The organism is Neobacillus dielmonensis (assembly GCF_000612665.1).
GTDB lineage: Bacteria > Bacillota > Bacilli > Bacillales > Cytobacillaceae > Neobacillus > Neobacillus dielmonensis.
In genome coordinates, this window is sequence record NZ_HG942025.1 from 18,252 (window position 1) to 37,590 (window position 19,339).

The window sequence follows — 19,339 nt, forward strand, 5'->3', positions numbered from 1 at the left end:
TATGTTGAGTCGGCTATTTTTTTCTCCTAAGTTTTTTCTGACCAATTTTAGTTCGAGGAAAAGTTCTAAATTCAAAGATTATGATTGCATTTTTTAAAAGATACATTGACAATAAGATAATAACGAACATGTAAAATATTAACATAAACGCTAGAAGGGCGGACCGAGGGATGTCTTCTAACTCCGAACAATCGCTTGCATTAGAGGGTCAAAACTTACTTCGAATCCAAAGTTACATTGACTCTCCAGAAAGGCAAAAACAGTTATATAAAAAAACCTTATTCATTGTGGTATTATCACAAGTTTTCGGTGGGGCTGGCCTGGCTGCCGGAATAACGGTCGGAGCATTAATCGCTCAAGACATGCTTGGTACTGACGGCTTTGCAGGGGTTCCCACTGCATTATTCACGTTAGGGTCTGCTCTAGCAGCCTTTCTGGTGGGACGTGCGTCGCAGCGGTTTGGCCGCAGGTTTGGTCTGGCAGCAGGTTTTTTAGTAGGGGGAGCGGGAGCCATTGGTGTAGTGATTTCTGCTTTAATTTCAAATATTTTCCTCTTGTTTGCTTCCTTGTTCATTTATGGGGCAGGTACTGCGACCAATTTGCAAGCACGTTATGCAGGTACGGATTTGGCGAGTTCTACTCAGCGGGCAACCGCGATTAGTATCGCCATGGTATCTACCACTTTTGGTGCAGTAGCGGGTCCCAATCTTGTAGAGGTAATGGGACGGTTTGCTCAATCAATTGGTGTTCCGACGTTAGCCGGACCCTTCATACTAGCAGCCACCGCTTTTATCTTGGCTGGTTTAGTCCTGTTAGTATTTCTTCGTCCAGACCCACTTATAGTTGCAAAAGCGATAGCTGAAAAGAAGAGTAAGGAAGAGGAACATCCAAACGTTAAGAGTTCTGTATCAGGGGATACAAAAAAGCGGGGAATTGCTCTCGGAACCACGATTATGCTCCTAACCCAACTGGTCATGGTGGCCATCATGACGATGACACCTGTGCAAATGAGGCATCATGGTCACGGATTAAGTGAGGTAGGACTGGTGATTAGTATTCATGTTTGTGCCATGTATTTACCCTCTTTCGTAACGGGAATTCTGGTTGATAAAATAGGCCGAATGTTAATGGCTATTGCTTCAGGTGCGACTCTCCTTGCTGCAGGGGCTTTGGCTGCTGTGGCACCTCCGGACTCCATGATTGTCTTTGTAATTGCACTCGCACTCCTTGGCCTTGGCTGGAACTTTGGATTAATTTGTGGAACCACCTTGATTGTGGATGCCACCAATCCAACCAACCGGGCAAAGGTACAAGGAACAGTGGATGTATCCATCGCATTATCCGGAGCTTCAGGTGGCGTGCTTTCGGGCATAGTTGTGGCCAACTCAAGTTTTACCGCACTATCCCTTGGTGGAGGAATCATGGCTTTACTTATTGTTCCAGTCCTGTTCTGGGCTCGTAGTGAAAAAAAGACTGGCTGACGAACCTATAAAGTTTGTCAGCCAGTTTTATATGATGAAATAAATATATGTTGTCATTTGTGCAAAAATATATTTTCGTCGTTTTGAAAAATGTTAAAATAACTTATGAAACTATCATTTGCTTTATAATGAATATATTAAAGAGGGTATCGAATAGATATCCGAGCAACAAGTTACATTTAGTACCTACCCAGAAATAGTAATTTACCGAATACATATGGCGTTAAACGAATGAATAGAGAAAGACCATGGTGTTAAGCATGATCCAAAACTACAAGACAGTTTGAGCCGTTTGCAATATTTGTGCGGTAAAATGCAGGAGTTGGCCTTTAGATATGAATCCTACATTAATCAATTTTCATCAAAACCGATATGAATGGGCTTTTAAAGCGAAACAGGAATTCATCAATGGCTTTATTGGGCTGGATGAATGGCTGCGTAATAAAAGGAAGTTGGGAGAATTCTCAACTGTGAGTGAGCTAACCTTCAGTCAATTGGCAAAAGTATTTAAAGAAAGCGAAGAAGTTACTAGGCTTAAACTTGAACAGCATCAAGAAAAGTTAAAAAAATATGGGGAGTTAATCGAACGACAAAAGATTCTCCTAAATCATGTAATAAAGGAAGAAGAGCGGTACGACGAAATTTGTAGCGAACTCAAGCAATATGATTTATTTTTAAACAAAATGGCACTGAAAGATACTAGTTCTAACTATATATTCGAATTAGTAAACCATGTTATTGTGTATATGCCTAATAACAGAAAAGCGAGTTTCATTAATCAAAATATCGAAGATTTGGAGCAACAGCTTAAGGAGGACATTGAGCCTAAGCTGAGAGAAATAATCCAAGAAGCAGATGGTTTAAACATTGGTACAACGGCACTGTTCCAATTACCTTATTATTCTCCTATACCGCGTATTGAACAAAAGATCGATACCTTTTGGTTGAAGAGCTCCTATGAAAAAGCAGTGAATCAAACCCGAGAATTCGCTTATGATTGGGTAACTAAAATGTACCATAGTTATAATGAAGTTCTGTTATTCATACAAAACGAGGCAATTGAGCGGAGAGAGCAGCTTTCGAAAGAAAAGAACGCAATTCATTTTGCCACAACAGAGAAAAGGAAAAAACTTGAACAAGAACTTGCTGAAATGGAGCAATTGAGAGCTCAGCATGATGTCCACTCTCTGGAAGTTTATGAACAGTGGAATATATCCAAAAAACATGTTTCACAGCTCCAAGGATATTTTATCAAACATTGGATGGAATATATGGAGGAACTTAAGCAGCTCCTCTTAAAAGGAAATACACAAGAACGTTGGCTTGCTTCACAATATTTGGGGCTTCTGCGGCAAGATGGCGAAAAAATGATTAAATCTTTAAATTGATGAGGCGGTGTACATATGGTTGCAACAAACCTCCCAACCAAAAGCGATTATGAAAACGCAGTGGATGAATTAAGAAAATTAAACGATGAGCTTTTTTACGATGACTTTAAAGAGAAAATCAAACACTTAGAAAACAATATCGTACAGTTGTCGATCAGCAATTCTGCTGATTTCAAACAAGAAGCAGAAAATGTGATAAGCAAGGCCGGTTTGTTGTTCCAGCAAATGGATACGTTAAAAACCGAAATCGAGGATCTGCTTCAAAAGAATATTGCATTATTTAATGAAAACGCGAAAGAATTACAGCAAGCTTTTATGATTAGTAATCAAGAGCTTCTTGATAAAGCCACTGATTCCATTGGGGCTGTAACGGAAACCGTTAACGACTTTATGCACAAATTAACGGAAGTTGATGAAAAAAATCAACAGTTTCTGCAGCAAAACGAGACGTTTGTCTCCATGACAAAGCAACAGTTATCGTTAGCAGAAGAAAAGATAAACACCCATATCGCAGACCTTAGGACTATGGAAAACCGTTTGGAAGAGCTGAAGCGTGCATATGAAGAAATGTTTCAAAAACATACAGAATCAATCAAGTCGATTATGGTCGTTAGGGAAGAGGCGCTGGTAGATAAACTTACCCATCAAATGGATAACTGGACTGCGGCACATGTTCATTTCAATGAGAATTTGAAAAGGGATTTTGAAGAATGGCAGCATCAAATCGATACCTTCTTCAAAGAACAAAGCAAACAGAATAGTGATAGGCTGCAAACGGTCGTGGAAAATATGGTGAGTAAAGAAGATGTAGCAAAGATTGATAAAAAGAGTAAAGTACTTTTAACAATAGTGGCCGTCGAGGCAATCTTAATTGCTATCAGCTTTTTTGTATAAGAAATCTATAGAAATTAGTGAAAAGAGGCTGCTCAAAGGCGTCAGGTAAATTGACTTTGGGCAGCCTCACTTTCATTTTATTGAGTGGTTTAATAATGTCCTTTTCAATACACGATATAAAATTTTTGGATTCATTAATATCGTGATTGGCCGAACAAGGTTCATGACTTTAATAAACGTGTGATAGGTTTCCTGGTTCTGTGCAGATAAGAGAAATATGTTTTTTGAATACCACTGCATGAAGGGAAGGATAAAAGGTTTTTTCCCGATCGTTGCAGGGTAGCGAAAGTCTTCTGTTAAAACCATACTCCAAATGGGGGCGATGATTTTTGCAGCCCGTTGTTGGAATGCTCGAATGAGTTGCTGTTGGGATTGGTGCTCATTTTGAAGCAGATTTTGTAGAGCGAGAGTTTCTAATACAGCTATACTCATACCTTGGCCAAAAACAGGATCAATTCTGCAAATGGTATCACCAATTAGTAATAGTCCATTGGGAAGCTGTTTTATTTTTTCATATTTTCTCCATATAATCTGCGGGACGCGAAAAACGGAAGTATTGGATACCGGGACAGCTTCCTTCAACGCTTGATAAATATCGTCTTTTGGCAGTTTTTTTGCTAGCTCTAGAAAGCTGCTGTCATTTTTAAGAACCTGTTTTTCGTCAATCTCGTCATGATACCCTATGAACGTAACGATATATCGATTTCCCTCTATTTTTGAAATCGTTCCACCGATTTTTTCCTGAGGAGGATTAGGATACACTAATTTGATTGTCCAATCCCTGTTCAGGTCAGCGGGTAGCTGGAAAACTTTGCTTATGTAAATTAAGCCAATTTTCACCTTTTCTTCCGGGATCTGTATACCTCGGTTTTTTAACCAGCCAGTGGTCATACTGCTGGCTCCGCTTGCATCTACAATCAAATCCCCATAGATGGTTTTAACGGAACTGCCATCATTGATTTTTATTCCGATTATCCGATTCTCTGTTTCATCATACTCGTAATCTCGGAAGGTATTGTTATAGAGTATGGTTATATTGGGAATCGTTCTGAGATATTGTTCTACATGCCATTCTAAATGTGGGCGTGTTTGGAGTGTTGTCGTATATCCACCATCATAACGAAGCTTCCAAACACCATGATGAAACCAGGCAAGGTCTTGAGTGGAGTTAATTTTTACGGCCCCAGTGGAATAAAAATTCTCCGTGATTCCCGGGAACAATTTTTCCAGACCATACTCACCCGCGTGAAGCAGTGCATGAATATGGTTACCTTGCGGGGCACCTTTTCTTGGAAACGGACCAGTTGGTTCTTGGTCCCGTTCTATAATAATCACTTCTTTGTAAAAATTAGACAACACACGGGCAGTCAATTTTCCCGATATACCCCCACCCAAAATGATTGCTTTTTCTCTACGTTGCAAAGGAAAACCTCCTGTAATCTTTTAATCTCTTACTTAGAATAACATAAGTAAATCGAACTAGGGCTATCAAAATACTTTCATTCTATCATTATGACACTTCAACCTTTTCTTTCATAGAACGGTACCTAACGCCCCAAACCATCCATATCCCGATAGTACAGTCAATAGAAGTTCTTCCAAACTCCCCAATAATGATTTATCAACCCGTTATATTCAATAGAAGCAGTTTCTAACGCTATACCACGAATTTTTCACTTGAGGGTATGCCGCTCTTATTCTCTACCAACCTAGAAAAAATAGTAGATAATTCCTGCTAGGAAATATGGTATGATAATATTTATTTAGAAAATATAAATTATTTCAAAAAAAGGTGAATAAAAAGTAACGTTTCTCTCGTCTAATCTATTTAGTGAGGAAACTGATCGAAAAAAATCCAACACTAGAGGTGATTGCATGAAAAAGGTATTAGAATTTCCTATTAGGCTTTTAGTTATCATCGCCGGAACCATTTCTATTTTTGCTATTCCTTACTTATTTAGATTAGGGGATACCTTAACCTTTACTTTGGAACCATTGGGGAGCTTTATCAAGTTAAGGTTAATGGAAATGGCGGGTATAACGAAACCAAACTCGTTGAGTCTTTTTGAGGAGCTAAATGCCGCGGAAGCTTATCGTTATTCCATGACCATTCTAGGAATTTCCCTGTTAGTGGCTATTGTAATCGGTATCTTTGGCGCCATCATCATACAAATGTCTCCAAGAACGATTCGCAACGGGTTAAAAAAAGTGATTGATTTTATTGGGGTAGTTCCGGATTTATTCATTATTTTTCTGTTTCAATTTGTCATTATCACTCTGTATAAAGAAACAGGACTAAAATTTCTGCAATTATATGGGATGTTTGGAAATAAACCCTTATTTGTTCCCATCGTCACCACCTCGTTTCTGCCCGCTTTGATGCTTATGCAATTCCTGATTAAAGAGCTGGCGCAGGAGGAGTCAAAGGATTATGTTCAATACACGGTCGCCAAAGGGCTAAAACCGTTCCGAATTTTACTTGTACATATGGTTCGAAATATTTTTCCGCTAGTGGTGATCCAGTTGCGGACCATCATATGGGTTCTTCTATCCAATCTTTATTTGTTAGAATTTATGTTTAACCTCCCGGGCTTTACGAAAACCTTTATGATCACCTATGGCCAAGGAGATTTCTTAGTGTTTGTCATCTGTCTTCTTTTGTTCACATTACCATTGCTAATCATAGAAGCAGTTAGCTTTATAGTGCTTAAGTTTTATAATGGGAAGGAGGCAGCCAGTTTATGATTAGCTATAAAAAAACAACGATTGGGGCCGTACTTCTACTTCTATTGTTTCTGGCAAGTTATTTATATCCATTTTATGGTCCTGCTGATTTTAACAAAGGAATTTTAGCTTACGATGAGAACCATAATGTCATTGGAAAAGCGCCATTTTCGCCGTCCTCAGAGCATATTTTGGGAACGGATCGCAATGGACAAGATATGCATTTACTTTTATTGTATGGTGCTAAATACACACTGATGGCAGCTGTTACTGTTGCTTTGTTAAGGGCTATTTTAGGGGGAGTAGCTGGTGTTTTTTTGACTCTATATACCCCTTGTTTGAAGAAATATTTTAAAGACTTTTTTATTATCTTCCGGTATATTCCCTCGATTTTCCTGTGTCTTATTTTAATGGGGCCAGTTGTGGGGTCATTTGAAAAACCACTTGATTCCGTTGTTGTTTTTCAAATTATCATATTAGTTTTTATGGGCTTTCCAACAGTGGCTATATTTACATCAGAGCTTACCGATGAACTAATGGGCCAATCTTTTATAAAAAGTTCTTTTTTAATGGGGGCCAACAAATTTCAAGTTTTACGTACTCATTTGCTGCCTTATTTTAAATCGTATGGAATTCTACTGGTTTTTCAGCAGCTGCTGAGCACACTGCAATTGACGATGCATCTTGGTATATTTGGATTCTTTCTTGGTGGTGAAACAATTGGGGGAACTTTTGGCTATGAAGAACCGCCGAAGCCAGCCTCTTTGACGAATGAGTGGGCCGGATTAGTTGGACAGAATTTTCAAGACTTTATCAGGGCACCTTGGGTAATTTTTGTTCCAATCATCGGCTATCTAGTAGTGATATTAATCATCAATATGATGAAGAAGGAACTCGAAGAAAACATGAACGGAAAGCTTGCCAAAAGAAAGTATTCGAATAGTAGTGATAATGATACGAGTTTAGCGTATCATCGTCCTACCGCAGACCAATTCGTATTTGCTGAAGTAAGCCAGCAAAAATCTGCCGAGACAAAGCCGCATGGGGGAGCCAAAAGGCGAGTTTGGGGGAAAATGGCAGCTGTTGTTGCGGTTATCTGCACCCTTGGTGTCATCACGCTGGTTGAAACTAAGGAGAAAGTCGAGTCTAAAACAGAGGAAAAACCGGAGGTCCAAATCAAACCTGTCTCTGCCAATGTGGTTCCGCCACTCGAGAAGCAAACGAAGGAAGAGGAGAAAAAAGTCTACTCGATTGGTCAGGAAATCAAATTGGCCAGTTCAACACTAACTGTCCCTAAAGTGGAAAAGTCACAAGGCAATATTAAAGAAAAACCAAAGTCGGGAAATGAATTTATCATTGTGACAGTTCAAATTAGCAACACAGGAACAGAAAACTTGAAGTATAGTCCTGATTATTTCAATCTCCTTAACCAAAAAGGCGACTATATCTTCCAGCCGTACCTGACGATTGATATTGACACAACACTCTCTTCCGGGGAATTAGCACCTGGCGAGGTTATATCCGGGACGCTTGCTTTTGAACAGCCGATTGGTGAACCACTGCAGCTTCAGTACTCTTCCCGTGAAGACTTTTCTGAAATACTGGTTAATTTACAATAAGATTTACAATAGAAAACACCCAGCCATCGTCTAGCTGGGTGTTTTGGTTCTCTTTCAGCTCGGGTTTTATTGGTACAAGGAAGTATCATATTAAAAATTCCGCAATCGCCTTTAACGCTTCTTCCTCGTCATCTCCACGCGTGATGATGGTTATATCCATACCAGCCATCAATAATGTAATGACGCCAAGAATACTTTTGGCATCAATCGTAAAATGACCTCCCTTAATGGTAATCTCGCTCTCAAAATTACTCGCCGTATTAATGAATGTAATTAATTCATCAACTGTCAAGTTTTTGGATACCTTCATCTCTTTTATTCTCATGCGCTTATTCTCCCAAGTAAATGTAATTACCCCCAATAGGATATGTAAGAAATTCTAGAAATGACCAAGTTCTCCTTCTCCAATCCTTTATACAAAATAATATTTAATATTTGACATTATTTTGGAATCTTAACAGAATAGAAGGTGATGTCAGGTCTGACAAAGAATTTGTCGCTTAATTATAAAAAATAAAACTATTGTAAAATATCTAAAAATTAACTATAATACTATTTATTAAATTGGGCCGGGTAAATCCTTATAGAGTTATAATATATCCAATCTAGTGAATAAAAGAAATGAGGGGGAGTTCATCTATGAAACAACTATTCAAAAAGTGGAATCAAATCAGCTTGGTGATGCAAATCGCTATTGGCTTAATTATAGGTATACTTTTGGCTTTACTGGTTCCGGAAGGTGCTAAACCTCTAGTCATTTTGGGTTCCTTGTTTGTTGGAGCCTTAAAAGCGATTGCTCCGATATTGGTTTTATTCTTGGTAATGTCGGCGATCGCACAGCATAAGAAGGGCCACCAAACCAATATGCGATCGATTATCGTTCTCTATTTGTTAGGAACCTTTCTAGCAGGAGCCGTAGCAGTGATTGTAAGCTTTATTTTCCCAGTAAACATTACCCTCGTAAAAGGCGCGGAAGATTTAACTGCTCCTGGTGGAGTTGTCGAGGTTCTCAAAACCTTATTGATGAACGTGGTTGATAACCCCGTTAAGGCGATTTACAATGCAAACTATATCGGGATTTTAGCATGGGCACTGGTTTTGGGCTACGCGTTAAAATCAGCTTCCGATACTACAAAGACTTTCATTACTAACTTTTCCGATGCTGTTTCCAAAATGGTTGCATGGGTGATTAAATTCGCCCCGTTAGGGATAATGGGACTAGTCATCGAATCGATTGCGACAAATGGCATTGAATCTTTACTAAGCTATGGAAAATTGCTGGCTGTATTAATAGGCTGTATGTTCTTTGTAGTGCTAGTCGTGAATCCCATTATTGTTTATGCAAACATTCGGCAAAATCCATATCCGCTTGTCTTAACTTGCATCAAAGAAAGCGGAATTACCGCGTTTTTCACTCGGAGCTCGGCAGCAAACATACCGGTAAATATGAAATTATGTGATAAACTAGGATTGGATAAAGATACGTATTCTGTGTCGATTCCGTTGGGAGCGACTGTCAACATGGCTGGCGCCGCAGTAACGATTTCCGTATTAACACTGGCTGCCGTTCATACACTTAACATTCATGTTGACATTGCGACAGCCATTATTCTCAGTGTCCTGTCAGCCGTCTGTGCTGCAGGAGCATCGGGGGTTGCAGGAGGTTCATTATTGCTTATTCCGGTTGCCTGCAGCCTATTTGGCATACCAAATGATGTGGCAATGCAGGTAGTGGGTGTTGGCTTTATCATCGGTGTTTTACAGGACTCCTTTGAAACAGCGATTAATTCCTCAACAGATGTATTGTTCACCGCTACTGCTGAATTTAGAAAACGGCGTAAGGAAGGAAAAAAGATCAGTATTCCTAAAGCTTCGTAATAACGTGCAGTGTGATTTCTCAAAGGAAAATCACACTGTTTTTATTTTTGCCGCTTAAGCTTTATAGGAATGACTGTTATCATTCAGAATATCTTAGATAAGGATAATCAACTAGAAAACGGACGATTTCTTACGTAAATAAACTATTGGAGGAAAATGTTATGGCAAAGATCATCATCATTGGCGGTGGAATCGGCGGGCTGTGCACGGGTATTGCTCTGCAGCAGAGAGGACATGACATTTCAATATATGAAAGTACAAGTACATTTCAATCAACAGGCGCAGGTCTTGGTATCGGTTCTAATGCGGTAAAAGCCTTAGATAAGTTGAACTTAAAAGATTCAGTCATGAAACACAGTAAAGTATTGAATAAGATGATAGTCTTGTCGGAAAAAGGAACTCCACTCACCGAAACAGACTCCTTGCTTGTAAGTGAGCGGTTTGGAACGGACAATGTGACAATTCATCGGGCAGACTTGCACCACGTACTTAGACATGCATTAAGACTGGAATCGATTGTATTGAACAAAAAGTGTGTGGATTTTATGCAGGATCAGGACGGAGTCACCATTTCTTTCCAAGATGGAGGAGCGGTTAGAGCAGATGCTGTTATCGCTGCAGATGGAGTGAATTCTCTTTTTCGCCGAAAATTAGTCCCGAATTCCTCCCCCCGATACGCAGGTTATACGTGCTGGCGTGGTATTGTTTCCAATCACAATATTGAAATCGACCAAGCCGTGGCAACGGAAACATGGGGCTCTTCAGGCCGGTTCGGGATTGTACCACTTGCCGATGGGAAAGTCTATTGGTTTGCTTGCATTAAGGCTAAAGCTCGTGACCCGCAAGCAGCCCTATATGGCATCAAGGATTTATCTACTATTTTTAAGAATTATCATAGTCCAATTCAGCAAATAATTGAGGCAACAAGCGAGGAGGCACTGATCCACAATGACATCTTGGATATCAAACCGATACAACAATTCGCCTTCGGGAGAATCGTCCTGTTGGGTGATGCGGCCCATGCGACTACACCAAATTTAGGCCAAGGGGCGGGTCAAGCCATGGAAGATGCCTACATATTAGCAAAATGCTTGGAATCGAGTGAGGCAATCGAAACGGCATTTAAAGCTTTTGAAAGGAAAAGAGTAAGGCGTACAAATAAAATTATTAAAATGTCCAAACAAGTTGGCCAAATTGCCCAACTACAAAACAAATGGCTCATTCCTCTTAGAAATGCTGTCATGAAGCTTGTTCCTCCATCTGTCAGCATGAAACGGTTCGAGTTCTTATACGATGTTAATTGGGATTAAGACATAAGAAACAATGGAGGATTATAATCGGCAATGTCCTTTGTAATCCTTTCAACCGCAATGTATAATAATACAATATTAGTAATATTTATAGAGGATAGGAGGGAGTATCATGGAACTGGTCTGTGAATCAGATTATATGGATGATTATTTAATAGAGTCAAAAGAAGTCAACTTTTCTCATCCTATAATTAAAGAAACGGCAGAACAGTTGTTTACATCTACTCAAAACGATATTGAAAAAACAAAAGCAGCATTTGAATTTGTACGTGACCAAATAGCCCATTCCTGGGATATTCAAGGTCAACGGGTTTCGTGCAATGCCTCAGAAGTATTAACCTACAAAGAAGGAATATGCTATGCAAAATCCCATCTTTTAGCCGCTTTATTGCGCTCTCAGGGAATACCAACCGGTTTCTGTTATCAACGATTAATGTTATTTGATACACCAGAAAAAGGGTACTGCATTCATGCTTTGAATGCTGTTTTCTTGAAGTCTATTAATAAATGGATAAGATTAGATGCTCGCGGAAACAAAATTGGTGTGGATGCCCAATTTTTTATAGATCAGGAAAAGTTAGCTTTTCCCGTACAAGAAAAATATGATGAAAAGGATTATCCAGTTATTTACATTAAGCCGCATCCAAAAACAATCGAGGTTTTACAAAAACATTCGGATGTGTTGGACATGTATATTGGGCATTTACCTGAAAGTTTGTAGTTATGTGTTAGGAAGCGGAATAGAAAATATAAGGTGGGTTTGATTGAAAAGGCTCTGTAAAACTTGGCTGTTGATTTCCGCTCCAGGCGCTCAGCGAACCCGCGGGCGTACCGACCGGGGAGCCTCCTTGGCGTTTGAAGCTCCTGCGGGGTCTTCCCAGCCCTGTACTCCCGCAATAGTCGGCACCTTCCGCTCCTATCAACAGAGTTAAAAAAATCAACATTAGCGTTTTAAAAAAATAATACTCCCTTATTAATGCAAGGGGATATATAGGTTAATATTTTTTTATAGGCAAGGTAATTTCAAAGGTAGTTAAGCTTTCATTGGAAACACAATTAATTGTTCCATTGTGTTTCTCTATGATATTTTTACAAACAAATAGACCGATTCCTGTGCCAAGTTTCTTTGTCGTATAAAATGGCTCAAAAATAATTTCTAATGTATCCGGATTGATGATTGAACCATTATTCGAGATGCGAATTGCAATTTGATCGACTTCGACCTCTGTATCAATGCTAATTCTTCTCTGATTCCCTTCCTCACATACCGCATCAACAGCATTCATCATTAAATTAAGAATAACTTGTTTTAACTCATTTCGATCGCCGTGTATTTTAATATTTTCGTCGATATTGGAACTAACTTGGATATTGCCATCAACAATACTTGGATATAAGAAATCAATGACTTCTTCTAATAAAACATTAATCGTGATGTCTTCATTTTTACTTTCAAATACCGTATTCATCTTCGAGGTATGCAGAAACTGGGTGATTCTAAACTTGAGCTGATCTAACTCTTTGCTAATGACATCTAAATAAGGCATATCAGGATGCTGGTTTTTTAATAGTTTAATAAAACCCATTACAGAGGTAAGCGGATTGCGGAATTCATGAACAAAGCTAGAAGACATTTGTCCAAGAATGGCCAACCTGTCCTTGTGTGTTTGGGTAATGAATATGTTTTTTTCTTGGAGCTTTCGATCCTTTATTTCGGTATATCTTGAGACAGCATAATAACAGAATAAATCAAACTGCTTATTAATTAAATCAATGGCTTGCTGTAATTCTGCTTGGGCAAATCCAGATAGGTTTATATATTTAATAATAATGCTTCTGCCAAGATTGACATTATAAACAAATTCCCCAATATTAATATTTGCATCAGCTCGCTCTTGAGCAACTTTGTAAGCTAATCGTTTGATATCTTGATCAGAAAATCCATCTATAATAGAGTTGGTTATAATTTGGTACATCAAAAAGCCGTTTTGTTTGATCAGGTCTTTATTATCTTGGTTTTCGTGAATAATAATTTGTTCTTCCCAAAAATCTAAGAAAGTTAGTTTTTGATCTATAAGATATTTCCCTATTTTTTTATAACCTTTAGCTGTTGGTAGATTCATTACCATAACAAACCTGCTTTCTCTTTTTAAAAACAGGACTTATCAACTAGGTGATTCAGTCCTATATACGGATCGATCTGAGGGTTTTATAAGGAAAATATAACATAAATATACCAATATTTATATAATGATATATACACGAAAGAAATAAAATTTATTTCATCTATTGCTAAATTCCAGTAGAATTTATAATTAATTTCCACTTTAAATAACTTCAAAAGCACTAATAAGAGTATGGGGAGTTTTGGAGGGGAGGGAATGCAGAGACTTTCCTAACGCAGGAGAGTACTCTGTCCGCTCTAGGGCTGTATGGAAGGAAAACATGTTACATTACCATGGAGTAAATTTATTGTTAACTTTGTTTATAGTAAATGTTAACATAAAGATTAGAAATGATTACTTTTTGCAGGAGGGTTAATTGAAGAGTAAACTAAAAGTCAGACCATTCCTTGGCCTAATTGGATGCTTGCTTATTTGTATAATTGGCATATGGAGAATTTTTACACAGTCAAATACTGGCGCACCGTTGTTTATCTCTTACCTTTTTGCTATCTGTGGATTTATCGGAACTGTTGCTAACGGTGTTGCCCTTGCTAAAACCAGGTAAATATTGAAACAACTAAAGTTAAAAGAAAAGGCGAAAAGGGTCAACTTCATCACTTTATTTGTTTTATCATAGGAAATAAATAGATATGCACTATGACGTCTAAAAGAAGAGCGTCATTTTTTGTTGCCGATATAAAAGAGGGATTGCTATGGAAACAAATCAAATTCAAGCAAAGAAAATCCTTACCGAAGCAAAGGGTTATTTAGATAGTGGCTTTACTCATTCCTTGAATCCCTATAGCGGCTGTGCATTTGCTTGTCTCTATTGCTACGTTCGAGAAATGCCAATCCAGAGATTTAAAGGAACCCCATGGGGAGATTGGCTGGATTTAAAAATAAACGCAGCGGAAAATTACCGTAATGAAGTGCTAAAACTGCGAAAAAAAAATAAACCAGTTAATATCTTTATGTCTTCCGCAACTGATCCCTATCAGCCGATAGAGCGCAAAGCCAATATAACGCGGAGCCTTTTGGAGGAGATGGCTGAAGATCCGCCAGATTTCCTGCAAATACAGACACGAAGTCCACTTGTCACACGGGACTTAGATTTGATAACAGAGTTAAAAGAAAAATGTCATGTGCTTGTATCCATGACAATTGAAACCGACCGAGAAGATATTAAGCAGTTATTTGCTCCATATGCTCCTGGAATAAAGTTGAGAATGAAGGCATTAAAGGAAATTCATGAGGCGGGAATCCCTACCCAGGCTTCGATTTCGCCAGTATTGCCCTTTACCCCTGACTTTCCAAAGTTGTTAGAAGGAGTTGTGGATCACATTTGGATTGATACGCTAAGTATTGGGGATGGTTCGATGGGGAAACGTTCAGAAAGGTTGGGAATGCCGAAACTGTTTGAAGAAAATGGTCTTTCAAGGTGGTATTGCCATGATATTCACGTAAGGGTGGAAAAGTACTTTCTAAAGTATTTTCCTAGAGATAAGATCCGAGTCTCAAAGCAAGAAGCTTTCCCTAAATTATAGTAAATTCAGTCGATTTTAACGGTAGATATAGATATAATATCGTTGTACCTGGCAGGAGGTGGAGTTTTTTGAAAGAAGAGTTATTAAAAATTGACGATGTCGCCAAACAAAGCGGCTTGAGTAAACGGGCGATCCGATACTATGAAGAAATTGGCATTTTACCTTCCCCCGAGCGGACAGAAGGCGGGACTAGGCTTTATCGACAGGAACATATAGAATTTCTAAAAAAGGTCACTCTAGCCAAGGAAGTATTGGGTCTTACCTTACAGGAAGTGCACGAATTTATTATGCTTACAGATACGATCGAAAATCAGAGAGCCGAATATAAAAAAGTATCGGACCCAAGAACCCAAAAGGAAAAACTGACGGAAATGATAGAAATACTTAATCAACAACTACAATTACTAGAACAAAAGATTGGAAAAATTCTAAGTGTCCAAACAGAGTTAGTAACGTTAAGAGAACGGGCTAGAGCTGCTATTGAGAGAATTGATCAAATACTATAACCCGGTGAAAATGATCATCACTTTTTAAAAACGTGACTATTTTCCCCTAAATCTAACGTTGACGTTAACGTTAGATTCTAATATAATTTTAAGAAAATTATAACAAAGGGGTATAAAAATGTCATCATCATCATTATCCACAACATCTGTCATTGAAGAAGGGAAACCGACAGGCCAGTCCAAGGCAGTTTGGGCTGTTTTCTTTGCTAGTATTATTGCCTTTATGGGATTAGGGCTCGTAGACCCCATCCTGCCAGCCATCTCTAAACAATTGAACGCCACTCCGAGTCAAGTCACCTTACTTTTTACAAGTTATAATGCGGTCATGGCGGCCGCCATGTTAATTACCGGGGTTGTTTCGTCCCGCTTGGGGATCAAAATGACCCTTTTATCTGGGGTGGTGATTATTGCCGTTTTTTCCGCAGCAGGAGGGCTGTCCGATAATATTTGGTCAATCGTTGGATTACGCGGAGGCTGGGGGCTGGGAAACTCACTTTTCGTCGCAACCGCACTTACCGCTATCGTGACATTATCCAATAATGGAACGGCTAAAGCAGTCATCTTGTATGAAGCAGCCATTGGTTTAGGTATTTCAGTAGGACCGCTTCTTGGCGGTGAATTAGGTGCCATTACTTGGAGAGGACCGTTTTTAGGGGTCTCGGTTTTAATGGTGGCTGCCTTTATTTTCTTGAGTGTCTTAATGCCTGGAAACAAGAAATTGAAAGCTGAAGAATCAGTACCCGCAAAGAGTACTTCTTTGCTTGATCCCTTTCGTGCGATGAAGCACCGATCCATTTTAGTGTTTGGAATCTCTGCATGTCTTTATAACTTTGGATTTTTTACGTTGCTTGCTTATGCGCCGTTTGTGATGGGGCTTGATGAACATGGTCTTGGTTATGTGTTTATCGGCTGGGGAGTGTTGCTTGCCATCACATCTGTTTTCATGGCACCTAAGCTTCAACAACAGTTTGGAACGATAAAATCCATGTGTATGATGTTATTTTTATTCGCAGTGTTATTACTTTCTATGGGGATTTGGACAGATTCGCAGTGGTGGATTATTGTGGCGGTTATCTTAGCTGGAGCTTTGCTTGGAAACAATAATACCTTGATTACAACAGCCGTTATGAACGCTGCTCCGGTTGAACGTTCAACCGCATCTGCTGCGTACAGTTTCTTGCGGTATTTAGGGAGTGCGGTTGCGCCGTTTTTAGCTGGTAAACTAGCAGAATGGTTTTCCCCACATGTGCCATTTATTGTTGGCGGTTGTTTTGTCCTTTTATCTGTACTGTTTATTTTGGCCAATCGTTCACACATCTCCCATGTAGATAACGTGGAATCTGCTCATTAATCATCATTCTATATAAAAGAAGGCTAGCACTAGTCTTCTTTTATTTTTTTGATTAGTAATGACTTTTTTAAATTAAACTTTTCAATAGTCATTTTTTCTTAATATTTCAAATAATCTAAGTCATCTATTAGTCTTTTTTAGCCATTCACATTAATGGTTATCTCCATTAATATAACAATAGAGTGATTGAATGGTGAACTTCCTTTAGTTAAGGATTAATAACTACGTCGTCTTGAAGAACTCTTTCAAGGCTAGGAGGAAATGATGAATACAGACCAAGCATATGATCTATTAAAAACAGCAGGGGTGTCAGACGATATTAGCATCCAAACAGTTAGGCGCTGGCTTCGTGAACAAAAAATAAATTTTGCAGGAAAAACCAGGCGAGGCGATACTGATTATATATTAAATGATACTGATCAAGCGATCAATTTACTAAAGGATGCAGGAGTAGCACCCAACATCGGGATTCAAGTTGTCAAACGCTGGCTCCATGAAGGAAAGATTGAAAAGATAGGAAAGGGTTCTCAGATTGTTGATTATCTCAAAAATGAGTCAAACCCAAACAGGTTAAATAGCGGACCACCTGACCTGGATAGAACCATCCGCGATTTAAAAATCAAAATTAAAGCACAAGACGACCATATTAAAGGACTCCAAGAGATCCACAAAACTTCCATTCATGCACTGAGCCAACAAAGAAACAAATTACATAAAGAGTTGGTTAAGCTTGAGTCAGAAAATAACAAATTGCAAACGCAGTCCAAAAAAGTACTAGAAGAAAATATTGAACTGCGAAAAGCAATTCTGAAATTAAAGGAAGAACTGATAAGACAAGGCAAAAGAGACTCCGAAAAGCCTCAAAGTATTCCAACCCCTAATACACATGATTATCGTCAAAAGTTAGGCCTATCTCGAACAGCTGACCAGAAACAAGTGTTAGCAGCGTTTAAAAAGCTGTTGAAACTCACTCATCCTGATCATGGTGGCAACGCAGCGGCCTTCCATTACATAAAAACAGAGTATGACCAGTTTAAGAATAGTTTCTAATAATAGAGTACCTTGGTGTTAACATGGCGAGGAGCAGTCGTTTAGGCTGCTATTTTTTTGCAAGATAACTCCCTAGCAAAACACATAATAAGTTCCAGACATATCACCTGTTTAAATTCGACTAAATTATATAAAAATGGAGTCTTCAAAGTATACTTTTGCTTTTTTGGTTGCTGCAACGAGTAAATCGATATCATCTTCTGTATTGTATAGATAGAAGCTAGCCCGGGCAGTTGCGGATACATTTAGCCACTTCATTAACGGTTGGCAGCAATGGTGGCCTGCCCGTATGGCAATTCCTTCTGAGTCCAAAACGGTTGACAAGTCGTGCGGGTGTACATTGTCTACATTGAATGTAATTAAACCGCTTCTCTTGTCAAGCTGTGTGGGACCATATATGGACATCCCCTCAATTGCTGATAATTGTTCAAGTGCATGGTTGATTAGTTTTTTCTCATGAAGACTAATCTGTTCCAGTCCAATTTGCTCTAAAAAATCAATGGCTGCGCCCAATCCAATTGCTCCTGCAATGATCGGTGTGCCGCCTTCAAACTTCCACGAAAGCTCCTTCCGAGTAGAATCATAGAGACCTACGAAATCAATCCTTTCCCCTCCGAATTCGTAGGGACTCATCTTTTCCAACAGCGATCTTTTTCCTACAGTACTAGGTACATACTTATTGCCAAAAATCATCCTAGGTTTCAACGAAAAACATTCCCATATTACTGTCGATTTAGATATAAGACAAGATGGAGAAATAGAAGAATTATTCAGATTGGGAGTTGTCGATGTGGGTATTACATTGATACCACGTGACGATCATTTCTCATTGCGAATTAGGAAGGTCTCTGATGATCAACTGATCGGGACAAAACCTCCATTTGCAATCCAGCCAACAACATTATTTATTGCAGATGACATACCACTATTAATGGAGGAGCAAACAGGTCTGCAAACAAAGAGGGTCTTTTCAACGGAAGCGGTCAAACAGTTTGTCATCGGGGGAATGGGTTGTGTTAAAATATTCTGTCGAGTTGGAAGCATCTTGTGGCAAATTAAAATATTAGGATGGCTACGACACATATTCAGTAACAACAAACGTGATCACCCGCCCAGCTGAACGCCTGTCTAAAAGTGTCTGGTACATCTTAAATCACTTAACTAATTACTAACACAATGAAAACAGAATTTACATTTTAAATAAGATTCGGTTAAATTAGGCTGTTGATTTCCGCTCCAATCATCTAAATAAAAAATCAACATTATTATTTAACACAGCTAAAAATAATAACGCAAGGGCAACCTTGCGTTTCAGACTGTCGACAAATCCGAAAAAGTTTGGGTTTGCGGACAGTCTTTTTTTGCTCTTTTTATAGGGGCTGTTGATTTGCGCTCCAGGCGCTTCGCTTTCCGCGGGCGTTGCGGTGAG

18 protein-coding genes and 1 pseudogene are annotated in these 19,339 nt (G+C 38.9%); 14 read left to right on the plus strand and 5 right to left on the minus strand.

Going from position 1 to position 19,339, the window contains the following annotated elements:
• The first annotated feature begins 170 nt into the window (after positions 1-170).
• From BN2425_RS01450 to BN2425_RS01460, 3 genes are all read left to right on the plus strand, one after another.
• Positions 171-1,481 (plus strand): MFS transporter, encoded by a 1,311-nt coding sequence (locus BN2425_RS01450; protein WP_042454311.1) that lies wholly within the window; start codon positions 171-173, stop codon positions 1,479-1,481.
• Between the two features lie 335 nt (positions 1,482-1,816).
• Entirely contained in the window at positions 1,817-2,869 is a 1,053-nt protein-coding gene (locus tag BN2425_RS01455) for a hypothetical protein (RefSeq protein WP_042454314.1), read from the plus strand.
• Between the two features lie 15 nt (positions 2,870-2,884).
• Positions 2,885-3,763, plus strand: a complete 879-nt coding sequence (locus BN2425_RS01460; protein WP_042454316.1) for a hypothetical protein — start codon at positions 2,885-2,887, stop codon at positions 3,761-3,763.
• A 72-nt stretch (positions 3,764-3,835) separates the two neighbouring features.
• Here BN2425_RS01460 and BN2425_RS01465 read toward each other — a convergent pair whose 3' ends face one another.
• Positions 3,836-5,185 carry an FAD-dependent oxidoreductase gene (locus tag BN2425_RS01465; protein WP_042454318.1) on the minus strand — a complete coding sequence of 450 codons (1,350 nt, stop codon included), beginning with the start codon at positions 5,183-5,185 and terminating at the stop codon, positions 3,836-3,838.
• A gap of 453 nt (positions 5,186-5,638) precedes the next feature.
• Between BN2425_RS01465 and BN2425_RS01470 the strand changes: the two genes are divergently transcribed.
• A complete protein-coding gene (locus tag BN2425_RS01470; RefSeq protein WP_042454319.1) occupies positions 5,639-6,508 on the plus strand; it encodes an ABC transporter permease subunit in 870 nt (289 codons plus the stop codon).
• Complete coding sequence (locus BN2425_RS01475) at positions 6,505-8,106, plus strand: DUF4352 domain-containing protein (protein ID WP_042454321.1); 1,602 nt, start codon at positions 6,505-6,507, stop codon at positions 8,104-8,106. The genes BN2425_RS01470 and BN2425_RS01475 overlap by 4 nt, the downstream gene beginning before the upstream one ends.
• An 85-nt stretch (positions 8,107-8,191) precedes the next feature.
• Here the strand turns inward: BN2425_RS01475 and BN2425_RS01480 are convergent, their stop codons facing one another.
• Complete coding sequence (locus BN2425_RS01480; RefSeq protein WP_042454323.1) at positions 8,192-8,431, minus strand: HPr family phosphocarrier protein; 240 nt, start codon at positions 8,429-8,431, stop codon at positions 8,192-8,194.
• Between the two features lie 314 nt (positions 8,432-8,745).
• Between BN2425_RS01480 and sstT the strand changes: the two genes are divergently transcribed.
• From sstT to BN2425_RS01495, 3 genes are all read left to right on the plus strand, one after another.
• Positions 8,746-9,984 carry a serine/threonine transporter SstT gene (sstT, locus tag BN2425_RS01485; RefSeq protein ID WP_042454325.1) on the plus strand — a complete coding sequence of 413 codons (1,239 nt, stop codon included), beginning with the start codon at positions 8,746-8,748 and terminating at the stop codon, positions 9,982-9,984.
• 161 nt (positions 9,985-10,145) lie between these two features.
• Positions 10,146-11,294, plus strand: a complete 1,149-nt coding sequence (locus tag BN2425_RS01490; protein ID WP_042454327.1) for an FAD-dependent monooxygenase — start codon at positions 10,146-10,148, stop codon at positions 11,292-11,294.
• Between the two features lie 112 nt (positions 11,295-11,406).
• Positions 11,407-12,015, plus strand: a complete 609-nt coding sequence (locus BN2425_RS01495; RefSeq protein WP_042454329.1) for a transglutaminase-like domain-containing protein — start codon at positions 11,407-11,409, stop codon at positions 12,013-12,015.
• A gap of 274 nt (positions 12,016-12,289) precedes the next feature.
• Here BN2425_RS01495 and BN2425_RS01500 read toward each other — a convergent pair whose 3' ends face one another.
• The gene (locus tag BN2425_RS01500) at positions 12,290-13,423 is read right to left on the minus strand and encodes a histidine kinase N-terminal domain-containing protein (protein WP_081797978.1); all 1,134 of its coding nucleotides are present in this window, start codon (positions 13,421-13,423) and stop codon (positions 12,290-12,292) included.
• Positions 13,424-13,835: 412 nt separating this feature from the next.
• On the opposite strand from BN2425_RS01500, the gene BN2425_RS01505 reads away from it, so the two are divergent.
• The 5 genes from BN2425_RS01505 to BN2425_RS01525 all read left to right on the plus strand — a co-directional run bounded on the left by BN2425_RS01505 (position 13,836) and on the right by BN2425_RS01525 (position 17,910).
• The gene (locus BN2425_RS01505) at positions 13,836-14,024 is read left to right on the plus strand and encodes a hypothetical protein (RefSeq protein ID WP_042454331.1); all 189 of its coding nucleotides are present in this window, start codon (positions 13,836-13,838) and stop codon (positions 14,022-14,024) included.
• A 148-nt stretch (positions 14,025-14,172) separates the two neighbouring features.
• Positions 14,173-15,003, plus strand: a complete 831-nt coding sequence (locus BN2425_RS01510; protein WP_042454333.1) for an SPL family radical SAM protein — start codon at positions 14,173-14,175, stop codon at positions 15,001-15,003.
• Between the two features lie 68 nt (positions 15,004-15,071).
• Complete coding sequence (locus tag BN2425_RS01515) at positions 15,072-15,509, plus strand: MerR family DNA-binding transcriptional regulator (protein ID WP_042454335.1); 438 nt, start codon at positions 15,072-15,074, stop codon at positions 15,507-15,509.
• Between the two features lie 118 nt (positions 15,510-15,627).
• A complete protein-coding gene (locus tag BN2425_RS01520) occupies positions 15,628-16,860 on the plus strand; it encodes an MFS transporter (protein ID WP_042454337.1) in 1,233 nt (410 codons plus the stop codon).
• Between the two features lie 264 nt (positions 16,861-17,124).
• Positions 17,125-17,910 carry a J domain-containing protein gene (locus BN2425_RS01525; protein WP_042454339.1) on the plus strand — a complete coding sequence of 262 codons (786 nt, stop codon included), beginning with the start codon at positions 17,125-17,127 and terminating at the stop codon, positions 17,908-17,910.
• Between the two features lie 126 nt (positions 17,911-18,036).
• Here the strand turns inward: BN2425_RS01525 and BN2425_RS01530 are convergent.
• Positions 18,037-18,567: pseudogene (locus tag BN2425_RS01530) on the minus strand (aminotransferase class V-fold PLP-dependent enzyme); the annotation flags it as partial.
• A gap of 22 nt (positions 18,568-18,589) precedes the next feature.
• Between BN2425_RS01530 and BN2425_RS01535 the strand changes: the two are divergent.
• A complete protein-coding gene (locus BN2425_RS01535; protein ID WP_042454340.1) occupies positions 18,590-19,030 on the plus strand; it encodes a type 2 periplasmic-binding domain-containing protein in 441 nt (146 codons plus the stop codon).
• Between the two features lie 120 nt (positions 19,031-19,150).
• Here the strand turns inward: BN2425_RS01535 and BN2425_RS22835 are convergent.
• On the minus strand, positions 19,151-19,339 hold a 189-nt coding region (locus BN2425_RS22835; protein WP_042454341.1), incomplete at its 5' end, for a hypothetical protein.